This window comes from Clostridium fungisolvens (assembly GCF_014193895.1).
GTDB classification, from domain to species: Bacteria; Bacillota; Clostridia; order Clostridiales; family Clostridiaceae; genus Clostridium_AR; species Clostridium_AR fungisolvens.
Genome location: NZ_BLZR01000001.1, coordinates 2,513,417 through 2,531,948 on the forward strand (window position 1 = coordinate 2,513,417; position 18,532 = coordinate 2,531,948).

The window sequence follows — 18,532 nt, forward strand, 5'->3', positions numbered from 1 at the left end:
GTATTAAGATTCTATTACAAAAACTCAATTAATGTATTTTCGAAAATAATATCCTATATCTTTAAAATTCGCAATTTAATGTTCAGAGTTTACACATCGTAAATATACAGTTATATTTCTTATTAAATAATTATATATCACAACAATTCAACATTATATAAAAAAATACAAATATATATTATTATGTTTATTTCACGAAGTATTTGAATTTATATAAGTGATTAAAACAAAGTTATTTCTCAAAGGAGTGAATTATGAGAAAGATATTTTTCATTTTAATGTCAATGCTAATTGTATGTTCACTAATTGGTTTTGTTACTATAAAAAATCAAAGTTCATCAACTGCAGTAAGTGCTATTGAAAGATATGGTTCTAAGGTTAATGAAATTGTAAGTGAAAAAGATTATTACGACGGCAAAGTAATTGTATTCACACAAGATAGTATTAGTCAAAAAGGTTTTACATTATCTCATGCATATGTTAAAAAGACTTTGTTCGGATGGAAGTGTATTAATACAACTTTTGGCGGACATGGAGGTAGTGTTCTGTTGTCCAGTGGGTACTATAAGCTTAATAATAACATTAAGCTAATCACAGGATATATTGCGGATAATAATATATCGAAAGTAGAAATTAAAGTAAATGATGAAATTATTAATCCTGAACTTATCTCTATAAACGGTGTGCGATTATGGACACTTTATCTTGATAATGATTTAGACTTACAGTCAATTAATGTATATGGAAAAACTGAAAAAGATGCTGTAATTAGAGATATTAACTTATCAGAGTTTATTTCCATTTGAATAATTGATTTTGCTTATAGTATGCTTAAACTATAAATTAAATGACTCATCTTTGAGTCATTTAATTTATATGCTTTCAATTATTTTTCTTCACTTTTTACAGAATTTACAATCATATCAACAATTGATAACACTATATCATCTGACGTTATTCCTTCGCATGCAACCGGTATTTTTGTATAACTCACTCTCTGTAATACTCCCATCATTGTCTGGAATATATAGAATCCTGTTTTCATTATATTTATATCTTCTTTAAAAGACCTATCTTCAATACCACTACGTATAATATTGTCTAAAAAATTGTTATCTTCTAATTTAGTAAAGTTTTCATATTTCATTTTCAATTCTTCATTTGAATCATAAGCTTCATAATAAAGATCGAATAAGGTTATAAACTTCATTTGATCTTTATTTTCCCTTGCAAAGTCTGTCCAAGCATAAAGCATGTTTTTAAGTTTTTCTAATCCATTAATTCCAACCCTACCAGCCTCTGATATACTGTCAGTCATATACTCTAAAATATCTATTTGAACTTCAAATATTAACTCATCTATTGACTTAAAATGTTTATAAAAAGTTACTCTACTCACTCCTGCTTGCATACATACATCTTTTATATTTACATTTATAAAATTATTCTTTAGAAAAAGCTCTCTACCTGCTGTTATTATTTCAGCACGATTCTTATTTTTTAAATTTTTGTGCCAGGACTCACTCATCTTTAACTACCTCATTTATATTAATTTTGTTATTATTTTTAGTCAAAAATATGGCTCCTATAAGAATGAAACTACCCACAGTATATGGTAAACTTATATGACTGTCAAATAAGTTTCCAGCCATTATTGGTCCAACAACATTTCCTATACTTGTGTAGGTCGTATTAAGTCCAGAAACAAATCCTTGCTGATCACCTGCTTCATTAGCTAACAACGTATTTACCGTTGGTCTCAAGAAAGAATTAAAGGCGAAAAATATTGAAGAAATCCCTAATAAGTATACAAAATTGACTTTTATAAGCATTAATAGCAATGCTACCGATGATATAAATAACGAGAATCTTATAAGTCTATACTCTCCAAAAAACTTAATAGCTTTATCAATTAGTCCAACTTGAGTAATAATTCCAATAACAGCTCCTAAAGTTATCAAAATAGATATTCTATCAGCTGCAAAGCCGTATCTCTGTTGTACATATAATGAATATACAGTTTCGTAGTTTACCAATCCAAAAGTCATCACAAATATTAATAATAGATATTTAAAATATGGAGTATGTACAGATTGTTTAAGCTGTTTAACAATATTCTCCTGTTTTTCTTTTGATTTTAAAGAATCTCTCTTTTCTATGGAAAGTGTTTCAGGAAGCAGAATTGTTAAAAGTGTTGCTACAAGTCCTAATCCTGATGCAAAAAAGTACGGAACTCTTATTCCAAATTGTGCAATAATACCACCTATCCCAGGCCCAATTACCATCCCAAGATTCATTGATGCACTTAAGTATCCCATGCCTTTAGCTCTAGTTTCTTTTGTTGTTACATCTGCCACATAAGCAAGAACTGAAGGAACCATTATTCCTAGTCCTATTCCACCAATAAATCTTGCTATATATAACTCAACTAACTTATGAGAAATTGCGAATATAAAGTCTGAAATCACAGTAAGAAAAAGACCAGATAATATAAGTTTTCTTCTACCATACATATCTGAAAGTCTTCCTCCTATAGGAGAAAACAAAAATTGTGCAGCTCCAAAGGCTGCCACTAGGTATCCAGCTGCAGAGCCAGCAGCATTAAATTGTTTCAGATAATCAGGCAGTATAGGAATTACCATACCTTGTCCTAGCAAGGCTATAAAAAGATTGATCATAAGTATAAATAAAGGAAACTTTTTATAACCATACTCTTTTTTCAATGTTGCACCTCCAAAAATTTTTTAAAAAATTATTTACGCCAAGTAAATAGTTTACTCACAGTAAACTATTATACAATCCTTACATTTATCTGTAAATGATAAATATAAAGTTTCTATATAAAACTTTTAGCTTTGTGAGGAACACACATTTTTTGAACAACAAAAAAGCATATTATTTATTGTTAATATACTCAATAAGTTTTTAAGTAATAATAATTCGTTTATACATAATCTTCTTAAACTATTTCTTTCTGATTTTCCAACATTCCAATAGGATAATAAATTTACTACGAGGAAAATATATTAACGTATAAAATATAAAAATTTATGGAGGTGTCTATCATGGGAATATTTAGCGGATTATTTGGAGATGACGACAATACCTCAAGCAATGCCACAAGAAGTGCTACTGGTAATGGAAAACACGGCAAAAACGACGCAAGAGTTGAACTCCGTAAAGAAGAACTTAATGTATCAAAAAACAAAGTACAAAAAGGCGAAGTTGAACTTGGTAAAGAGATTGTTGAAGAGCATAAATGCATGGATGTTCCAGTATCACACGAAGAAGTTGTTATTGACAGAAAATCTTTAAACAATCAAGCATGTAATACTCCTATTAAAGAACAAGAATCAATTAGAATTCCTGTAAGTGAAGAAAGAGTGGATGTTACTAAAAATACAGTAGTGACAGGAGAAGTTACTGCTCATAAACGTGAAGTACAGCAAACTCAACATATAGACCAAACTCTTAAGCACGAAGAACCTACTATAAATAAGGTAGGAAATCCTACTATAGTAGACAATGTAAACAATCAACAAGAATAATTTATGAGGCACCTTCAAATTGTACTTATGATTGAGGGTGCTTTTATAGAAATTCAGCTTTAACTATTAAGTTATGTATACTTATAAAAGTCATAGATGTGTAATTTGAGCTTCCATAATGGATTTCGATAAATAAATTGGAGGTGAAGGTATGGAAAAGAAGTCTTCAGCAGAACAAGGGAACGTACGAGTATATAATGGAATTACTATAGGTATGGTAGTTGGAGGTTTATTTGGAACAATACTTGGCTTTTTAGATACGTCAGGACTTTTAATTATATCAGCTTTAAATTCCACCTTTGCATTTATTCCGCTAAACGAGATTATTGCAGGTTTATTATTAGGAGTTATTCTTGGTGGCCTCACAGGAGACTTTATTGAATTTCTTTCAATACAAAGAGTAGGGTCATACAATGACGGAATAACACTATCCAAAAATATGACCTATAAAGATATAGAAACTGAAACTCTAGAACTTAAGGAAGAGCAGCTTAATATCGCTAAAACATGGCTAAAAACAGGTGATGTAAAAACTCATAGAGAAACTATAACTGTAGAAAAAACCTTCACAGTTCCTATTGAACGTGAAGAGCTTGTGATTGAAAAAAGAACATTTGATTCCTCTTCAGGAAAGATAAAAAATACGCCATCAGAAATCATCAGAATTCCTTTAAATGAAGAAAGAGTTGATTTCACTAAGCACAAGGTTGCACTTGAAGATGTTTCAATACACAGAGAACATATTAAAGAAATCAAGCACTTTGAGGAGACCCTAAAAAAAGAAAAACCTAAAGTAAAAATAACTGGTTCACCAAAAGTTGTAAACAAATCACATTCTAAACATTCTTAAATACTAAAGTTTCCAAAAAATTAATAGTTCAAATTTTAATTTGAAATAAGCAGGCTAATAATTGAAACTTTCTAGACTGCTTATTTTCTTAATAATAAAAATAGTATTTAACGGACATCATAACATTATATTACTTAACTATTCTAGGAGGATTTATATGAATAAAATAGGGCTACTTAATTTACTCTCTCTGATTGTTGGTATAGCATTAATTGTATCAGGATGTGTAACTGCCTATCTGTTTCAAAAACATCTTTTTAATAAATATAAAAATGAAGTTAAAAATACAATAAATAAAGATACTTCTTCTAATCAATAGCTACCCTCTTTTTTTTAATATTAATGCACAAAAGAACAAAAACATTTCTAATCCTGTTTCAACAAACATTGCAATTATTGGATAACTGAAGTTTATAAAATCAAACAGATCTATACTGTTTCTGAAGGAAGTAGCTGATAAAACAAAAGAAAGCAATATTGATGGTAAAATGAGAGGTTTATAGCTTTTTAGTCCTATCACTTGAGCAGTTTGCAGGGAAAATGCCCATATCATCTCAGCTGCAGATATAATTAATGCACCAATTGCGATCATTAACCAAATCACTTCTAATCTTTCAATAAATACAGTTATATGTACATACCTCGCTAGTCTAAGACTTGGGCTAAACATATTCTTAGCTTGTGATATACTAAAAACTCCTATACTAGCAACAATTATTAGAAATATTGTAATCCCTCCCATACTCACCGCTGAAAACTTTGCAAAAAATCCATTCTCAGGATGATCACAAATTGGTATATACAACCCCATGATGATACATATTCCAATAAATGATATTATTAATATGGCGCCAGAAATAGTGGGATAAAACCCATGTTCTAGTTGTGGTTTAAGATTTTCTAAATGTAAGTCTGGAATAACCAATACAAACAATAGTATTAAGCTTATTAAAAAGATTGGACCAAAAAACTCGCATACTCTTCCCATGACCTCAACTCCTTTAAGAACAGCATATGCTACTGTAATTGAAGAGCAAAGAAGAATCATTTCTACAGGAGTCTTTGGAAAAAAAGCAGCATGAAGAAGTACAGCAAAACCACTCTGTAATAAAACTGCTACTATAAAAAAGAAAAGAGGGAACATCATACCTACAACTTTTCCCAACTTTTTGCCTAATATAGTCATACTATATTGTGCCATATTCTGACCAGGAAATCTAATCCCCATATATGCATATACTACTGCTAAAAGCACATCTAATATCCATGCTAAGATAATAGAAAGGACAGCATCCCTTCCTGATTGAACAATCAATATTCCAGGTGTATGTAAAACCGTAAAAGATGTTATTATACAAAAAAGTAACCAGATAAATTGATTGGTATTTATAATTCCTTTTTCCTCCAACCTTATACAACTCCATTCTATATTTACATTGCCTTAAAAAATGCTCTCCCAATTGGTTCAAGAACGCTCTCTATTAAATCTTTTAATATAAGAATTTTATTTTTACTTAAGATTTGAATACTCACAGCAAATAATAACAAAAATGCTACTACATACATTTCTTTTTTTAATCCTCTTTTAATTAAAGGTATGCATTCAATAATGCCTATTATAATAGCTAAAATAACAACAAACCCCGTCACTTAACTTGCCCCTCCTCAATACTATTTATAGGAGAATCTTTTATCATTCCTACCTTTCTGAAAGTTACATCAAAACTAACTTTATACCTCATTGTAGGAAATATCTCATCCCAGTTTTTTTTCATACTAGCCCATTTTTCAGGGTTATTATTATATATAATTTCAGCAAATCCAATTACATCAGCATTAAGATTAGTTTGACATCTATTTATTAGTTCACTTAACTTTTCTTCTAATATTTGCTCAGTGTTATTTTCTATTCTGCTCATTACCGAAGAGTCTAATTTAAGATTACTAAGTTCCTTTATTTCAGCGGTTGCGATACACTTAATTTCAAAACTAATATTGTCCTTATTCATTTTTGTTTCAATTTTTGTATCTTCCTTAAAAATTTGAACAATGATATCTTCTTTATTTGAATTTGATGTGATAGGAGAAACAACTAAATTTCCCTTTATTCTTCTATGAAACCATGATAAATATTTAGATTCTTCTGTTGTCAACACACCTACTAATCGGTCATTTTTAAACACAGCAGTTTTCTCAATCTTTATCCTTCCTTGTGGTTCCTCCTTTGTTTTTTCTACTCGTACCACTGGTGCTATACTTGCTTTCGCTTGGCTTTGAAAGCCAATTATAAACCTGTTTAAATCGATAGGGATTATGGATCCTTTCTTTCTTAATTTATTCATCATATTTGCTAATCCTAATGAAGTAATGTCATCATTAGGTATCTTAGTTTTTAAAATTTCTCTAGCACTATCCTCTGCCATGAAAATCCAGTTTAAATTTCTAAATTGGCGATCTCTTGCTACATAATCTACAACTCCCGAAACTCCTTCAGCACACAGATCCTTAGACATAACAATAACTTGAATATGAGTAAAGTCTATGGCTAATGAACTAACTTGAGTAAAGTTTTGCAAAGCATCAGAAAAATTTATTCCTTTGCTTGTTTGTAAAATTGAACTATTTGTTTTCCCTGTTGAATCTCCAGATTGTCTATTTGTAGTACTGGGATTAGCAAGTTCCAATGTCACAAGAACAGAATTATCATCTTTATCCTTATCAATTGCAATTCCAATAACAAGTGCAATTTCATTTAGCTCAGTTTTATCTACGCAACCGGTTAACACAGTAGAGAACATAAAAATTAATGTATTAACTAATATAAACTTATTTCTGATTTTCATCTTATTTACTCACCCCTCATCGTCATTATTAGACGGTTCCGGTTTTAGACCCTCACTTTGCCTTTGACGATTTTTTTCTTTTGCAGAAGCCGGTCTCTTTATCATTGCCCACTTAGGAAACCTAATAAACGAGTCTTTAAGCTCATTTAAATTTACCGGTGCGATTGGTGAAAGATAATTTACTCCAAATGATCTTAAGCCTACTAGATGAATAAATATTATAAGAAGTCCAAGCAAAATTCCGTATAACCCAAACAACCCTCCAAGTAATATTAATATAAATCTTAAAACTCTAATGGAATATCCCATATCATAAGAAGGAATACCGAATGAGGCTACAGCAGTTATAGAAACAATAATGACCATAATAGAAGAAATAACACCTGCTTTAACAGCTGCATCTCCAATTACAAGTGCTCCAACTATTCCCACCGTTTGATTTGCAGGTATAGGAAGTCTTATTCCTGCTTCTCTTAACGCCTCAAATGTACCTTCCATTATTAACGCTTCAACAATCACTGGGAATGGAACCCTTTTAGCGGATTCCATTATACTAATGAGTAATGCAGTAGGAACCATTTCTTTATGATAAGAAACTATTGCTACATACAAGCCAGGTAGTAATAATGAAACAATAAAAAATATAAACCTTACTATTCTTATAAACGATGCAATAATATATCTTTCTGAATAATCTTCGCTAGTTTGTAAAAAAAGAACCATTGTCGTTGGAACAATCAAAACAAAGGGTGTTCCATCTATTAATATAGCTATTCTACCTTCCAAAATTGCTCCTGCTACTCTGTCTGGTCTTTCAGTATGAAGAATTTGTGGAAATATGCTCTTTGTAGTATCTTGTATTAATTGTTCTATATATCCACTCTCAAGAATAGCATCAACGTCTATTTTACCCAGCCTACTTCTAAGTTCTTTAAGCACCTTTTCATCAACAACACCTTCTAAATATGCAATATGAATGTTTGTCTTTGTCTGTCTTCCAATAACCGAATTCTCAAACTTTAGTTTAGAAGATTTTATCTTTTTTCTAAGCATCGCAGTATTTACACTAATATTCTCTGTAAACCCCTCTTTTGGTCCTCTTATTACCTTTTCAATAGTTGGTTCAGATATATCTCTCCCCCTAAACCCAGGAATGGCTATTTTTAAAGCCTTATCTTCTTTGTCTACTAATAATACTGCACTACCGTTGAGTAAGCTTTCTTCTACTTCATGAACATTTACTATTTCACTTACATTTGCAGTATTTAAAAAACGAGTTTTAATTGTATCCACTATGTTAACAAAGGGTGTATATAACGATGTCGTAGGTCTCATATTCATAATTGGAGGTATTGTAGTTTCATTAATTAACTGAGTATCCACAAGCTCATTTATAAAAATTAGCACTACATTAAGCTTAATTGAATCTATAACAAATTCTCTATATACAACGTCGCTGCAATTTGAAAACAACTGTCTTACTGCATTTAAATTATCTGAAAGAGACTTACTCAATGGATTTTTCTCTATTTTTTCTTCTTTATTTTCATCACACTGAGGTTTTGGATTCTCATTATCTTTTGAAAAAGTGCTCACATCAAAAACACCTCGATATTTTAAATTTAAATATATTTTGTGTATTATTGATAATAATATTCTAATATCAATCTAGCATGTTATAGGTACATATTGTGAAGCAAAACAACGACTTTAATACACATCAATACTAATAGACTTTAGTGAATTTATATGTCCCATCCCCCCTACAAATAGTTCGTAATGTATCTTACATAAACATTACTTATCAAAAAATAACTATCAGTTAGATAAGTTAATGAAATCTAAGCACTTTGCTATTTAAACATAGTCACACTACAATACAAAAAAGCACTGGAGACAAAGAGCTCCAGTGCTTAAAGCTAACTCACATTTATTTTAATTACTTTAAAACTAATTCTTATACATTCACCTAATCCTTCAAACATTAGTTAAACACTGTGTTGTGTAAAACAATGAGAGTATTTTGAATACTCTCATTGTTAGATACCTAACCAGATGTTTTATCTGTGCGATGTTTTTATCTTAGATATGTTTCTTTTCATTAAAACAGTACTTCCCATTAATATAAGTATTAATGCAGCTAGCATTATACTGGTAGAGTCTATTATTGCACCAGTTTGAGGGAGTGTACCATTTATTTGAGCTATAGTATATTTACTAAAGTGACTAGTTTGAAAAGTAAATGTCATAGTTTCTTTATTATAACTTCCTCCTACATTCTCCCATGATTTAGTATTCTCATTATAATAGAAAGCAGAAAGTTTATTTATATCTAAATTTTTAATTTCATCATTTGTAAGCTTTACTGATATAGTTGCTTTTCCACTCTTAAAGATATGAATGTCTTTTACCTTTGTTCCATCATTTTTATACATTTCAAGACTAAAATCAAATAACTTCCCAATATCCTTAATTGAATTTAAGGAATCATCATTTTTTACAATTGCCTCTCTTAACTTAATATAGTCCCCGTTGTTTACCCCATTATAGTCTATAGTTGAAAAAGGAAGTACTAAACTAACATTATTTGCAGTAACCTTTACACTACCTTTTCCCCCATTGGTAGTTGCAGCATCAAACTTTGTTTCTACAGTTTGTACACTATTTGATAGTGTTGGAACTACTGTATTTTCAGTGTCTTTTGATATTTGCTTAGAATCTAATGTCAATACAGCATTTGCACCACTAACATCCACATTGAACTTTTCCTTATTAGTATATTGTGGAGTTGAACTATTGTTCGTAGTTGTACCACTGTTACTAGAACCTGTACTATTTGCTGAATTTGTTCCACTATTTGTAGTAGTATTTGTATTTTGATTATTAGTGCCACTGCTATTATCTACAGAATTTCCAGAAGTTTCTGGAATAGATATTGGTGTATATCCAAACCCTACTATGCCACAAGCAACTAAGTTTTTATCATCATAAACCTCTAGAGCTTTTAATCCACTATCAACGATATACTTTTTTATAAATTCATTACCTTCCAACTTGTAAATAACTCCATCTTGATTTATCCACACGTTTCCGTTAACATCACGCGATGAATAGGTATAGGTATCTGGAAACTTGAATTCCTTTTCTAATTCAAGAGTATCGCTATTAATTTTATACTTCTGGACTATTGCTTCTCCTTCAATAGTACTCCCATTAGAGCCAGTTACTAATTGCCTACCAACTAAAATTATTGAACTCTCAGTACTAGGATATACATTATATATAACCATAGGCTTAGTATTATTAATTGCATATTCTTTTACCAAACCATCTTTCGAAATCTTATAAACCTTATTATCTGTACCTGACTTAATTGATTTATTAAACCACAGGCTACCATCTATACTTTCCTTAAGATGCCCAAAACTATCATAGGTTTGTTCATCTTTTTGTAGCCTGATATCTTCATATGAAAATCCTTTATCATTATATATTATATTTTTTGTATTATTATATAATATTCTCCCATTAGAATCATATGTTGGAATATTGTGCTCATCAGCTTCATACCAAAATACACCATTTGAATCTATGACTATCTTATCTACATAAGCCTGTCCATCCCCGTACTTTGGAACTTCTTTTACATATTCCATTTTGTAAGTATTTAAATCAACTTTATATATTGAGCTTTTCTCATCTTTATCTGAAACTACATAAGCATTATCGTTATAAACGCCTATAAAGCTTAGATACCTTAAAAGATTAAAGTCATCTGATATTATATGCTTTTGTCCATTTTCTTCAACAAAAAATTTTATATTATTGTCAATGATAACTGCATTGTTAACAATAGTTTTATCTTTATATTGATAAACAAAATCTACAGTTTCTTTTCTCCTATCTAAAAATTGAGGAACAGATGAATTAACCTCTTCTGCCATCGCAACCTTTGGTACCCCAATACCAAAACTCAATTGCACTAAAAACATAACTAAGATAGCTATGCTTATGTTCTTTCTTTTTTTCATTTCAAACTCCCCTTACATTAAAAATAAGCTAAAAAAATCTATGGTATTAGTTTTTGAAGTTAAACACCCCCAAACAATTCCATAGATATAGACCGCTTACTTAATAAAAAAGTGAGTTTTTAGTAAAAGCATATCACTATACAATTTAGGTAACCCGGCTGCCATAGTCAATAACCTTAGGCCCGTAGCTTTGCGTCTCTACCTTTCAGTAGATTTGCCTTTATCTATGGTATATTTTATGTAGTATGTAAAATTATATCATAATATGACAAAATTGTGAAGAAAATATTACAATACTGTTAACTTTTTTGGATTGAAAAATTAATTCAATTTAATATATCACCTAACTACATATCACCTCATTTTAGCTTTCATCACTTTAGCATGGCTTGTTAATAATATTTATTTATATTTTCACTTTTATATTTTGTTTAATAAAATATAAAAGTGAAAATATCATATTAATTCTTTGTGTAAACTAATTAAGTCATCGGAAAATTAAATATTTAATTTCGACACCATGTTTTAACAGCTCCTAACTTTTTTAAATTTCACTAAATTAATCTTGATTTTTATTTGCAATAAACAGATAAACAATGTATCATATTTATGTAATATTTAAGGATATGTGGTGCGATAATAATCTTGTATTTATTATAGGTCTATTATTAGCAAATACATAATCTATATAAGAAGGAGTATAACAATGAAAGCAGTATACAAAAACCCTAAGGAATTAGCAACAAAGTTATTAGATGTAGTTGATTCATACAGAGAGGGCTTAACTACTTATGAAAAGTTTGAAAGTACTATTCTTACTCTAATAGAAAAGAACGAGGACAGAATATACAAGAATGGATTTATGCCTACAAAACTAATTAATGTTATAGGTGAAGATAGAAAAGCACTTATCGATGAAGTGGCAAGCAAATTAGATAAGTAGGATTTTTTCAAGGGAAGTAAGTTTAAAATTAAATTTTGAATTTACTTCCCTTTATTTACTACATAGGAAAATATATTTTATTCAGTGTATAGGTTAATATCTTTCCATACCTCATAATTTTTGTTGCTAGGATCCATAAGAATTCTATTATCTTCATTGAATATAAAAGTAGGCCGACTTTCAGCATTGTATTTAGGCCAGAAAACTTCTAAAGCTCTATTAGGATCACCACTTTTTGCAAAGTTTACCCAAGCAGTATGCATATCATCTCTAAGTTTATACATAATATCTTTTGACGTACCTTTCCAAAACCTACGTATAATTCCCCTTCCTAAATTATCCAATGCAATAGGAACCTCTACACCATGTACAGACTTTAATCCAAGTAATCTAGTTAACCTAGGAGCATAATCAAATCTATACATCCAAGTGTCATTGTAACCACTCTGCCAATCAGCCACTTTAATTGAATCAACTAAAAAAGCTCTATCTTTAGCCAATTCCTTCATTTGTTCATTTTGGGAAATTCCATCATATAACTGATGTAAGCTTTCAAGTTTATCAACACAGCGATTAATTTCAAGCATTTTTTCAACCTGTCCCCAGCTACTCGGAAACATTGTGTTCTCCAATTTTACAAACAAAGCTCCATCATCATGATTTGTTCCTATAATAAGCTTAGTTGCTTTTGCACATCCCTTTGAAATAGCATCTATTGGATGCTCAGGGATTAAATCGTCAATAACTGGTCCTGGCAAGAATATTCCTGGGTACAAGTTACAATTATTAAAAAGTAAATATTCTGCAGCGTATTTCATTTCATCTGCATGAAGAGTTTTTAATTTATACACTTCACCTGGAGCTATTTTCATTACATTCAAAAATAAATCCATATTAAGTTTTGTGGAATTGCGATTATGAACGCATCCAGGTATAGGACTTTCAGCAATGGCTTTATTAAACAACCCTTTTGCTTTTGGCGCTGCTAACATATTTATTACTGATGCAGCACCTGCTGATTCCCCAGCTATTGTAATGTTATTTGAATCTCCTCCAAAGGCAGCAATGTTTTCTTTAATCCAAGTAAGAGCTTCTATTTGATCAGCCACTCCGCAATTGGAATCAAAACTATCATCATATATACTAAAATCATAGAAACCTAAAACACCAAGTCTATAATTAAAGGAAGCATAAATCACTCCATCTTTCGCAAAATTAGTTCCATCATAGTTAGGATCTGAACATTCACCAATGCTATATGCCCCACCATAAATCCAGACAAATACCGGTAGATTATTTGCTTCTTGCGGTGCCCATATATTCAAGAACAAACAATCTTCACTGGCAGGAATATCTGTTAATTTTGTATCTAGAAATTGATGTGGTTTATTACCATGTTTTTTAGTTTTTTTTACTCCATCCCAAGGAACACATTTTTCGGTTCTTTTAAATCTTAATTTCCCAATAGGAGGTTTCGCATAAGGAATTCCAAACCATTTATTAATTCCCTCTTCATTAAAACCTTCTACTTTTCCGCATTTAGTCTCAACTACCAATCCCATTATACACACCACCTAAGCTTTTCTGTATTTGGATAATGCTTATAGGGTTAATCTTTCAATGTTAATATACACTGTCTGTTCAAAATATATTAATTTATATTTTTATAATCGCTATAAATTTAAAGGAAGGAACTTTTACACTATCTTAAAAGCTCCTTCCCATAATCATCCTAATGATTTTTATCTTTTCTTTATTTAATTTATACAGATGTACCTTTGCAACGAAATTTACATTTTTAAATTCTCCTCTAAGAACCCAGAATAGTTTTAAAAATGGATTTCATATTAATGTTGTACATCTTTATATAATAACTTCTTCGATAAAAAGCGTAAGATTTTCTGCTTCAATTAAATTGCAAAATTTATATCCTTCAGAATTTTTCACTACCAGCACCGGTCTAGTGGTTGCCCCCTTATTTTGCATAACTACTAATCCTGTAAGTCCATTATTAAGCCTAACTTGTAGTCCATTTGGATAACAGTATATTGAATGTAAAAAATCCTTATAAATCTCCTCGCTATATTTAGTTACTGCTTCTGTTGTAATTCTTTCTATAGCTACATGCGGTAGCATTGGGTTTTCTCCACTTATATAGTTAATATAGTCATTACATATACCAAGTATCTTAGCAAACTCATGTATTTTCTCACCAATAGCTCCAAACAGACCTGACCCATCTTCTCTTTCGTACATATAATATACAGCCATATATGTTGTTGACATTATTGATGGGTTTCTTTTTAATATCTCTTGTGCTTTTTTAACATGATGCTTATCATCTGTAAATAACTTACCTATATCATGAAGTAAAGCTGCAATACCAAGCTTTAATATTTTTTTCTGATCATATTTTTTTCTAATCCCAACCATTAGGCATAAAGTTGCAACATCTAAGGAATGGATTGCTAATCTAGAAATTTCATCATTTGGTACTAAATTACTTATCAACGCAGCATTTTCAGATAAGTTCATATTTTCCATAATTTCTTTAACAACTTGAGATACCTTAATTTCATTTATGTACTCTCTGCTCTTTGCGTCATCATATATTACCTTTAAAGCCTTTACTGCTTCAAACTTGGCCGGAGTAGCCAGTACTTCCTGTAAATCAAACTCATCATTTCCATCTTCTATATATACTGTAGCAACCCCTGTTTTTTTCAGCATAGAAATAGCACGAGAAGTTATCTTATTCCCTTTATTTAAATACATTATACCGCTTTCGGTATATATAGGATTCGCTAAAACCTCACCTATCAATTTATCACTGGCTAAAACTAGCTTCATATTATCACCTCTTTAAATACATCCATGTATTTATTAAGATACCATAAAATTCAGTGCATTTGTGAATTATATTAAATTTTTTTCTTGGTCAATATGTAAAATTTTACTTTTACAATAATCCTCTGGATTTAAATATCTCTTTTGTATAAGCCCAGAGCTTATTTTCCATCTCTTCATCTCCACATGGATGGATAGCATTAATTTCTTTTCCCGTACCTACATTAAAATACCCTCCAGTAACCTCTTTATATTTAGATTCTGTAGCTAATCTAACAATTATGTCTGCTCCTCTACGTGGATCCCCTATATGTAACAAATTTAAAATGCGTTCAAGAACTGAGGAGAAAGCTAACTCTCTGCCTAGTCCTGTAACATTAAAGCCTGGATTAAGCGCATTTACTGTGACTCCAGTTCCTGAAAATAAACGTGCAAGTTCTCCAGTAAACATAATATCAAGTAGTTTTGTTTTTCCATAAAGTTTAGAGGATTCTCTTGCCGTAAAGGTAGATGTATCAAATAAATCTTCTGGCAGCTTAAGTTTTCCATGATTACGTGATGCCTCTGAAGCTACATTTACCACGGTAGCCTCTCCTAATTTTATCAACGTCTTTTGTAATGTGTAGGTCAACAGCCAAGGAGCTAGGTAATTAACTGCTATCATCTCTGAAAAACCATCTTCAGTTATTCTTTGCTCAAAGGCATGTAATCCAGCGTTATTTATAAGCACATCAATTTTTGAATATGTATTGCTAATCTCATCTCCTATTCTTTTTACGTCTTTCATTGATGATAAGTCTCCATAAAAGAAATCAACCTTTGCTTCTGGATTGATACTTTTTAACATACTCTTAGTTTCTTCCGCTTTACTTTTACTCCTAGCAGTTAAAACAAGGTAAACTCCTCTCTTTGCTAATTCAGCTGCAACCAGTTGTCCAAGACCACTTGTAGCGCCAGTTAATACAACTATAGATTGTTTTTTCATAATAATTTCCTCCATATTCTCCTTAGTTTAAAAATTAAGGCCTTATCCACTTGACTTACAGAATCCAAAGAATTATATTTGATATATGTCAACTAATTTCATTAACTTATATGAGGTGAATTATGGACAAAAACACTACGCCACAAAATGATAAAAGATTAGATTTAGAATCAAAGTTAGGCAGACAATTAAATATGCTCCTAAGTGCCTCTCATGCACTGAATGTGAGAACTGCAGCATGTTTTGATGACTCTTTGCAACCTGCAGCTTTTCTTCTTATACGATGGCTGTTCACCTATGGTCCAACCAGCGCTACCGTTCTAGCAGAATCAACAGCTATGGATCGTAGCTCAGTGAGTCGTCTTGTTAATCAATTAAAAAAATTAGGATATGTAGTTAGTGAATCTTCACCTGAAGATCGCAGAGGTGTATTACTATCTTTAACTGAACTCGGAAGACAAAAAACCATAAACGCTCTTAAAGAAAAAGAGTCTGCTTTTTATGAACGAATCTCTAAGTGGGATGATTCCAAACTTGCAAGCTTTGTTGATCTACTTAAAGATTTTAATAAAGATGAGTAGAATTATTTTTTACAACATATAAAAGCTAACAATAAAAACGAAACTTTTAAGTCCCATTACCCTAATGACTTTTTATTTTCCTATACAACAAAAAAAGAGATTACTTATTAATCTCTTTTTTGTGCAGGAAGTCATAAAGTTTTCAAGCTAGCTTAATCTTTAAATTTCAATGGTATTAGAAGTTTTTTCTGATTGTTCAATAAAAAATCAAAACTTATTTGCTACAATTTTTAAAAAACACTTTCATTTATTATTTCTTTTTCCTAGTTGCTTTTTCTTCAGCTTTTTTTATGTTCTCAACTACTCGATATTTAACAATCTTACTTACTAATTCATAAGGTAAAGGCTCGCTCTTTGGGAATTGCACTGCTCCTTTAGAACTTTTGTATTGAGTTAACTCGTGCTTAAAAGCTTCGATTCCACTAGAAGTAGGATAAAAACCTATATGATTTTTAAAAGCTGCAAAATGAACCAAATTACCATAAAGAAAAAAAGTTGGCATCTGATAACTTATCTTTTCAGTTGCTTCTGGTGCTGCTTCTTTTATTACTTTCCTTAAGTTTTCAAGAACTTCTTGAACCTCTGATGGACAACTTGAAATATATTCATCAATTGATTCTATAGTTTTTTTGCTTTCTTCCATTTTCTCACCTTTCACTACAATTATTTATATATAATAAGGATATAGAAATAAATAGTTTTACAACTCTATATTCATATAGATGACACCCTCTCTATAAACGTTATCTTTACGAAGGCTCATTAAAGAGATGGCTAACCACTTAATTTGAACACTGTGCTTTAACACTTTCAAATTATATAATATACTTAACTTCTTTGTTAGTAAATAATTCATCTATTTCTTTCTTAAAGAAATCTTTTATTTCACTTAAACTTTCTTTAGGGTAAACATATTTTCCATAACCAAATTGTCCATATTTAAAACTTCTATCTTCATTGTTCATAGGAAGTTCACTGGTTGGAAAAACTTGCAATATTATATTCTTAGCTGTAGTTGTGTAGCGATGTGATATAATCTCAAAGGTTATTGGGTATTTTAGATCTTCTGGAAGCTTACTTCTTAATTCTACTAATAAATCATGGTATTCTTCTTTCCAATTTTCATATATGAAGACAGGTGCAATTAAAAATCCTGTAGGATATCCTGCTTCAGCCACCTTCATACTAGCTTCTATCCTTTTATCTCTAGATGCTGTCATATGCTCAAATTTATTTATAATTGAGTTTGTATTAATACTAAATCTTATCTCTGTATGTCCATTATGTTCTAAGTTAAGCAGAGAATCCACATCATTATATTTTGTTACAAATCTAAATCTAGCATTTTCATTCTTTCCAAAGTAGGATATAGCCTTCTCTAAAGAATGAGTGTATGGCTCTACAGCAACAGGATCAGATGTAGCCGATCCTTCAAAGATAGTGACTTCAGGTAATCTCTCATCGATGTATTTCTGGGCTTGATTTAAAATTTCATCAATATTTGTATGAACCTTTACAAATGGTTTATCACCAAGCTTTGTATTTAAATAGCAATATTCACATTGTCCCATGCATCCAGACACCAATGGAAGTTGATAATGAGCTGAAGGTTTACAAGATTGGAACTTTAAGCTTTTTTTAGTTCCTATAACTAAAGTTCTTTTACCTTCAGTATACTGAGATGAAATGTCTTCCCCTGGAATATGTTGTTTTACTTTGTTAGACGTTAAATTTATAATTTCCACATGAGTATTGTGCTTAAACTTATCAAGAATTTGTCTCCCCATTTCGTATTCTAGTGAATCTTTCTCAAATATTATTCTCTTAGGCTTAAACATATCTTTACCTAATAAATAAGCTAAAAAGCTGTATTTATTTACTCCTCTCTTGATTCTAAAGAAATT

At 30.6% G+C, this 18,532-nt stretch carries 18 protein-coding genes and 1 riboswitch; of the genes, 6 read left to right on the forward strand and 12 right to left on the reverse strand.

Annotated features, from left to right (window positions below; all coding sequences use genetic code 11):
• The first annotated feature begins 254 nt into the window (after positions 1-254).
• The gene (locus tag bsdtw1_RS10815; RefSeq protein WP_183277581.1) at positions 255-806 is read left to right on the forward strand and encodes a hypothetical protein; all 552 of its coding nucleotides are present in this window, start codon (positions 255-257) and stop codon (positions 804-806) included.
• Between the two features lie 80 nt (positions 807-886).
• Here the strand turns inward: bsdtw1_RS10815 and bsdtw1_RS10820 are convergent, their stop codons facing one another.
• Together bsdtw1_RS10820 and bsdtw1_RS10825 are read right to left on the reverse strand one after the other, a co-directional pair.
• The gene (locus tag bsdtw1_RS10820) at positions 887-1,528 is read right to left on the reverse strand and encodes a TetR/AcrR family transcriptional regulator (RefSeq protein ID WP_183277582.1); all 642 of its coding nucleotides are present in this window, start codon (positions 1,526-1,528) and stop codon (positions 887-889) included.
• On the reverse strand, positions 1,521-2,723 hold the full coding sequence (locus tag bsdtw1_RS10825) for an MFS transporter (protein ID WP_244638149.1): 1,203 nt from the start codon (positions 2,721-2,723) through the stop codon (positions 1,521-1,523). The genes bsdtw1_RS10820 and bsdtw1_RS10825 overlap by 8 nt, the downstream gene beginning before the upstream one ends.
• Before the next feature lie 342 nt (positions 2,724-3,065).
• Between bsdtw1_RS10825 and bsdtw1_RS10830 the strand changes: the two genes are divergently transcribed.
• The 3 genes from bsdtw1_RS10830 (at position 3,066) to bsdtw1_RS10840 (ending at position 4,717) form a co-directional block, all read left to right on the forward strand.
• Positions 3,066-3,548 carry a YsnF/AvaK domain-containing protein gene (locus bsdtw1_RS10830; protein ID WP_183277583.1) on the forward strand — a complete coding sequence of 161 codons (483 nt, stop codon included), beginning with the start codon at positions 3,066-3,068 and terminating at the stop codon, positions 3,546-3,548.
• A 151-nt stretch (positions 3,549-3,699) separates the two neighbouring features.
• Positions 3,700-4,398, forward strand: coding sequence for a YsnF/AvaK domain-containing protein (locus bsdtw1_RS23510; RefSeq protein ID WP_244638150.1), 699 nt, complete (start codon positions 3,700-3,702; stop codon positions 4,396-4,398).
• Positions 4,399-4,555: 157 nt separating this feature from the next.
• Positions 4,556-4,717: a hypothetical protein gene (locus bsdtw1_RS10840; RefSeq protein WP_183277584.1), complete on the forward strand. Its 162-nt coding sequence runs from the start codon at positions 4,556-4,558 to the stop codon at positions 4,715-4,717.
• Here bsdtw1_RS10840 and bsdtw1_RS10845 read toward each other — a convergent pair whose 3' ends face one another.
• From bsdtw1_RS10845 to bsdtw1_RS10865, 5 genes are all read right to left on the reverse strand, one after another.
• Entirely contained in the window at positions 4,718-5,806 is a 1,089-nt protein-coding gene (locus tag bsdtw1_RS10845; RefSeq protein WP_183277585.1) for a GerAB/ArcD/ProY family transporter, read from the reverse strand. It lies immediately after the preceding gene.
• A gap of 23 nt (positions 5,807-5,829) precedes the next feature.
• Positions 5,830-6,048 carry a hypothetical protein gene (locus tag bsdtw1_RS10850; RefSeq protein ID WP_183277586.1) on the reverse strand — a complete coding sequence of 73 codons (219 nt, stop codon included), beginning with the start codon at positions 6,046-6,048 and terminating at the stop codon, positions 5,830-5,832.
• Positions 6,045-7,241, reverse strand: a complete 1,197-nt coding sequence (locus tag bsdtw1_RS10855; RefSeq protein WP_183277587.1) for a Ger(x)C family spore germination protein — start codon at positions 7,239-7,241, stop codon at positions 6,045-6,047. Before bsdtw1_RS10855 ends, bsdtw1_RS10850 begins: the two co-directional genes overlap by 4 nt.
• Before the next feature lie 9 nt (positions 7,242-7,250).
• Positions 7,251-8,837, reverse strand: a complete 1,587-nt coding sequence (locus bsdtw1_RS10860) for a spore germination protein (RefSeq protein ID WP_183277588.1) — start codon at positions 8,835-8,837, stop codon at positions 7,251-7,253.
• Positions 8,838-9,301: 464 nt separating this feature from the next.
• On the reverse strand, positions 9,302-11,272 hold the full coding sequence (locus tag bsdtw1_RS10865; protein WP_183277589.1) for a hypothetical protein: 1,971 nt from the start codon (positions 11,270-11,272) through the stop codon (positions 9,302-9,304).
• A 145-nt stretch (positions 11,273-11,417) separates the two neighbouring features.
• Positions 11,418-11,501, reverse strand: a riboswitch (cyclic di-GMP riboswitch).
• A 477-nt stretch (positions 11,502-11,978) separates the two neighbouring features.
• On the opposite strand from bsdtw1_RS10865, the gene bsdtw1_RS10870 reads away from it, so the two are divergent.
• Entirely contained in the window at positions 11,979-12,215 is a 237-nt protein-coding gene (locus tag bsdtw1_RS10870) for a TIGR04540 family protein (RefSeq protein ID WP_183277590.1), read from the forward strand.
• Positions 12,216-12,292: 77 nt separating this feature from the next.
• Here bsdtw1_RS10870 and bsdtw1_RS10875 read toward each other — a convergent pair whose 3' ends face one another.
• From bsdtw1_RS10875 to bsdtw1_RS10885, 3 genes are all read right to left on the reverse strand, one after another.
• Positions 12,293-13,777, reverse strand: coding sequence for a carboxylesterase/lipase family protein (locus tag bsdtw1_RS10875; protein ID WP_183277591.1), 1,485 nt, complete (start codon positions 13,775-13,777; stop codon positions 12,293-12,295).
• A 301-nt stretch (positions 13,778-14,078) separates the two neighbouring features.
• Entirely contained in the window at positions 14,079-15,065 is a 987-nt protein-coding gene (locus bsdtw1_RS10880) for an HD-GYP domain-containing protein (RefSeq protein ID WP_183277592.1), read from the reverse strand.
• Between the two features lie 109 nt (positions 15,066-15,174).
• The gene (locus tag bsdtw1_RS10885) at positions 15,175-16,047 is read right to left on the reverse strand and encodes an SDR family NAD(P)-dependent oxidoreductase (RefSeq protein WP_183277593.1); all 873 of its coding nucleotides are present in this window, start codon (positions 16,045-16,047) and stop codon (positions 15,175-15,177) included.
• Between the two features lie 122 nt (positions 16,048-16,169).
• On the opposite strand from bsdtw1_RS10885, the gene bsdtw1_RS10890 reads away from it, so the two are divergent.
• Positions 16,170-16,628, forward strand: a complete 459-nt coding sequence (locus bsdtw1_RS10890; RefSeq protein WP_183277594.1) for a MarR family winged helix-turn-helix transcriptional regulator — start codon at positions 16,170-16,172, stop codon at positions 16,626-16,628.
• Positions 16,629-16,878: 250 nt separating this feature from the next.
• Here bsdtw1_RS10890 and bsdtw1_RS10895 read toward each other — a convergent pair whose 3' ends face one another.
• Both bsdtw1_RS10895 and splB read right to left on the reverse strand, forming a co-directional pair.
• Entirely contained in the window at positions 16,879-17,271 is a 393-nt protein-coding gene (locus bsdtw1_RS10895; RefSeq protein ID WP_183277595.1) for an iron chaperone, read from the reverse strand.
• A gap of 172 nt (positions 17,272-17,443) precedes the next feature.
• Positions 17,444-18,466, reverse strand: a complete 1,023-nt coding sequence (splB, locus tag bsdtw1_RS10900) for a spore photoproduct lyase (protein WP_183277596.1) — start codon at positions 18,464-18,466, stop codon at positions 17,444-17,446.
• Positions 18,467-18,532 lie beyond the last annotated feature (66 nt).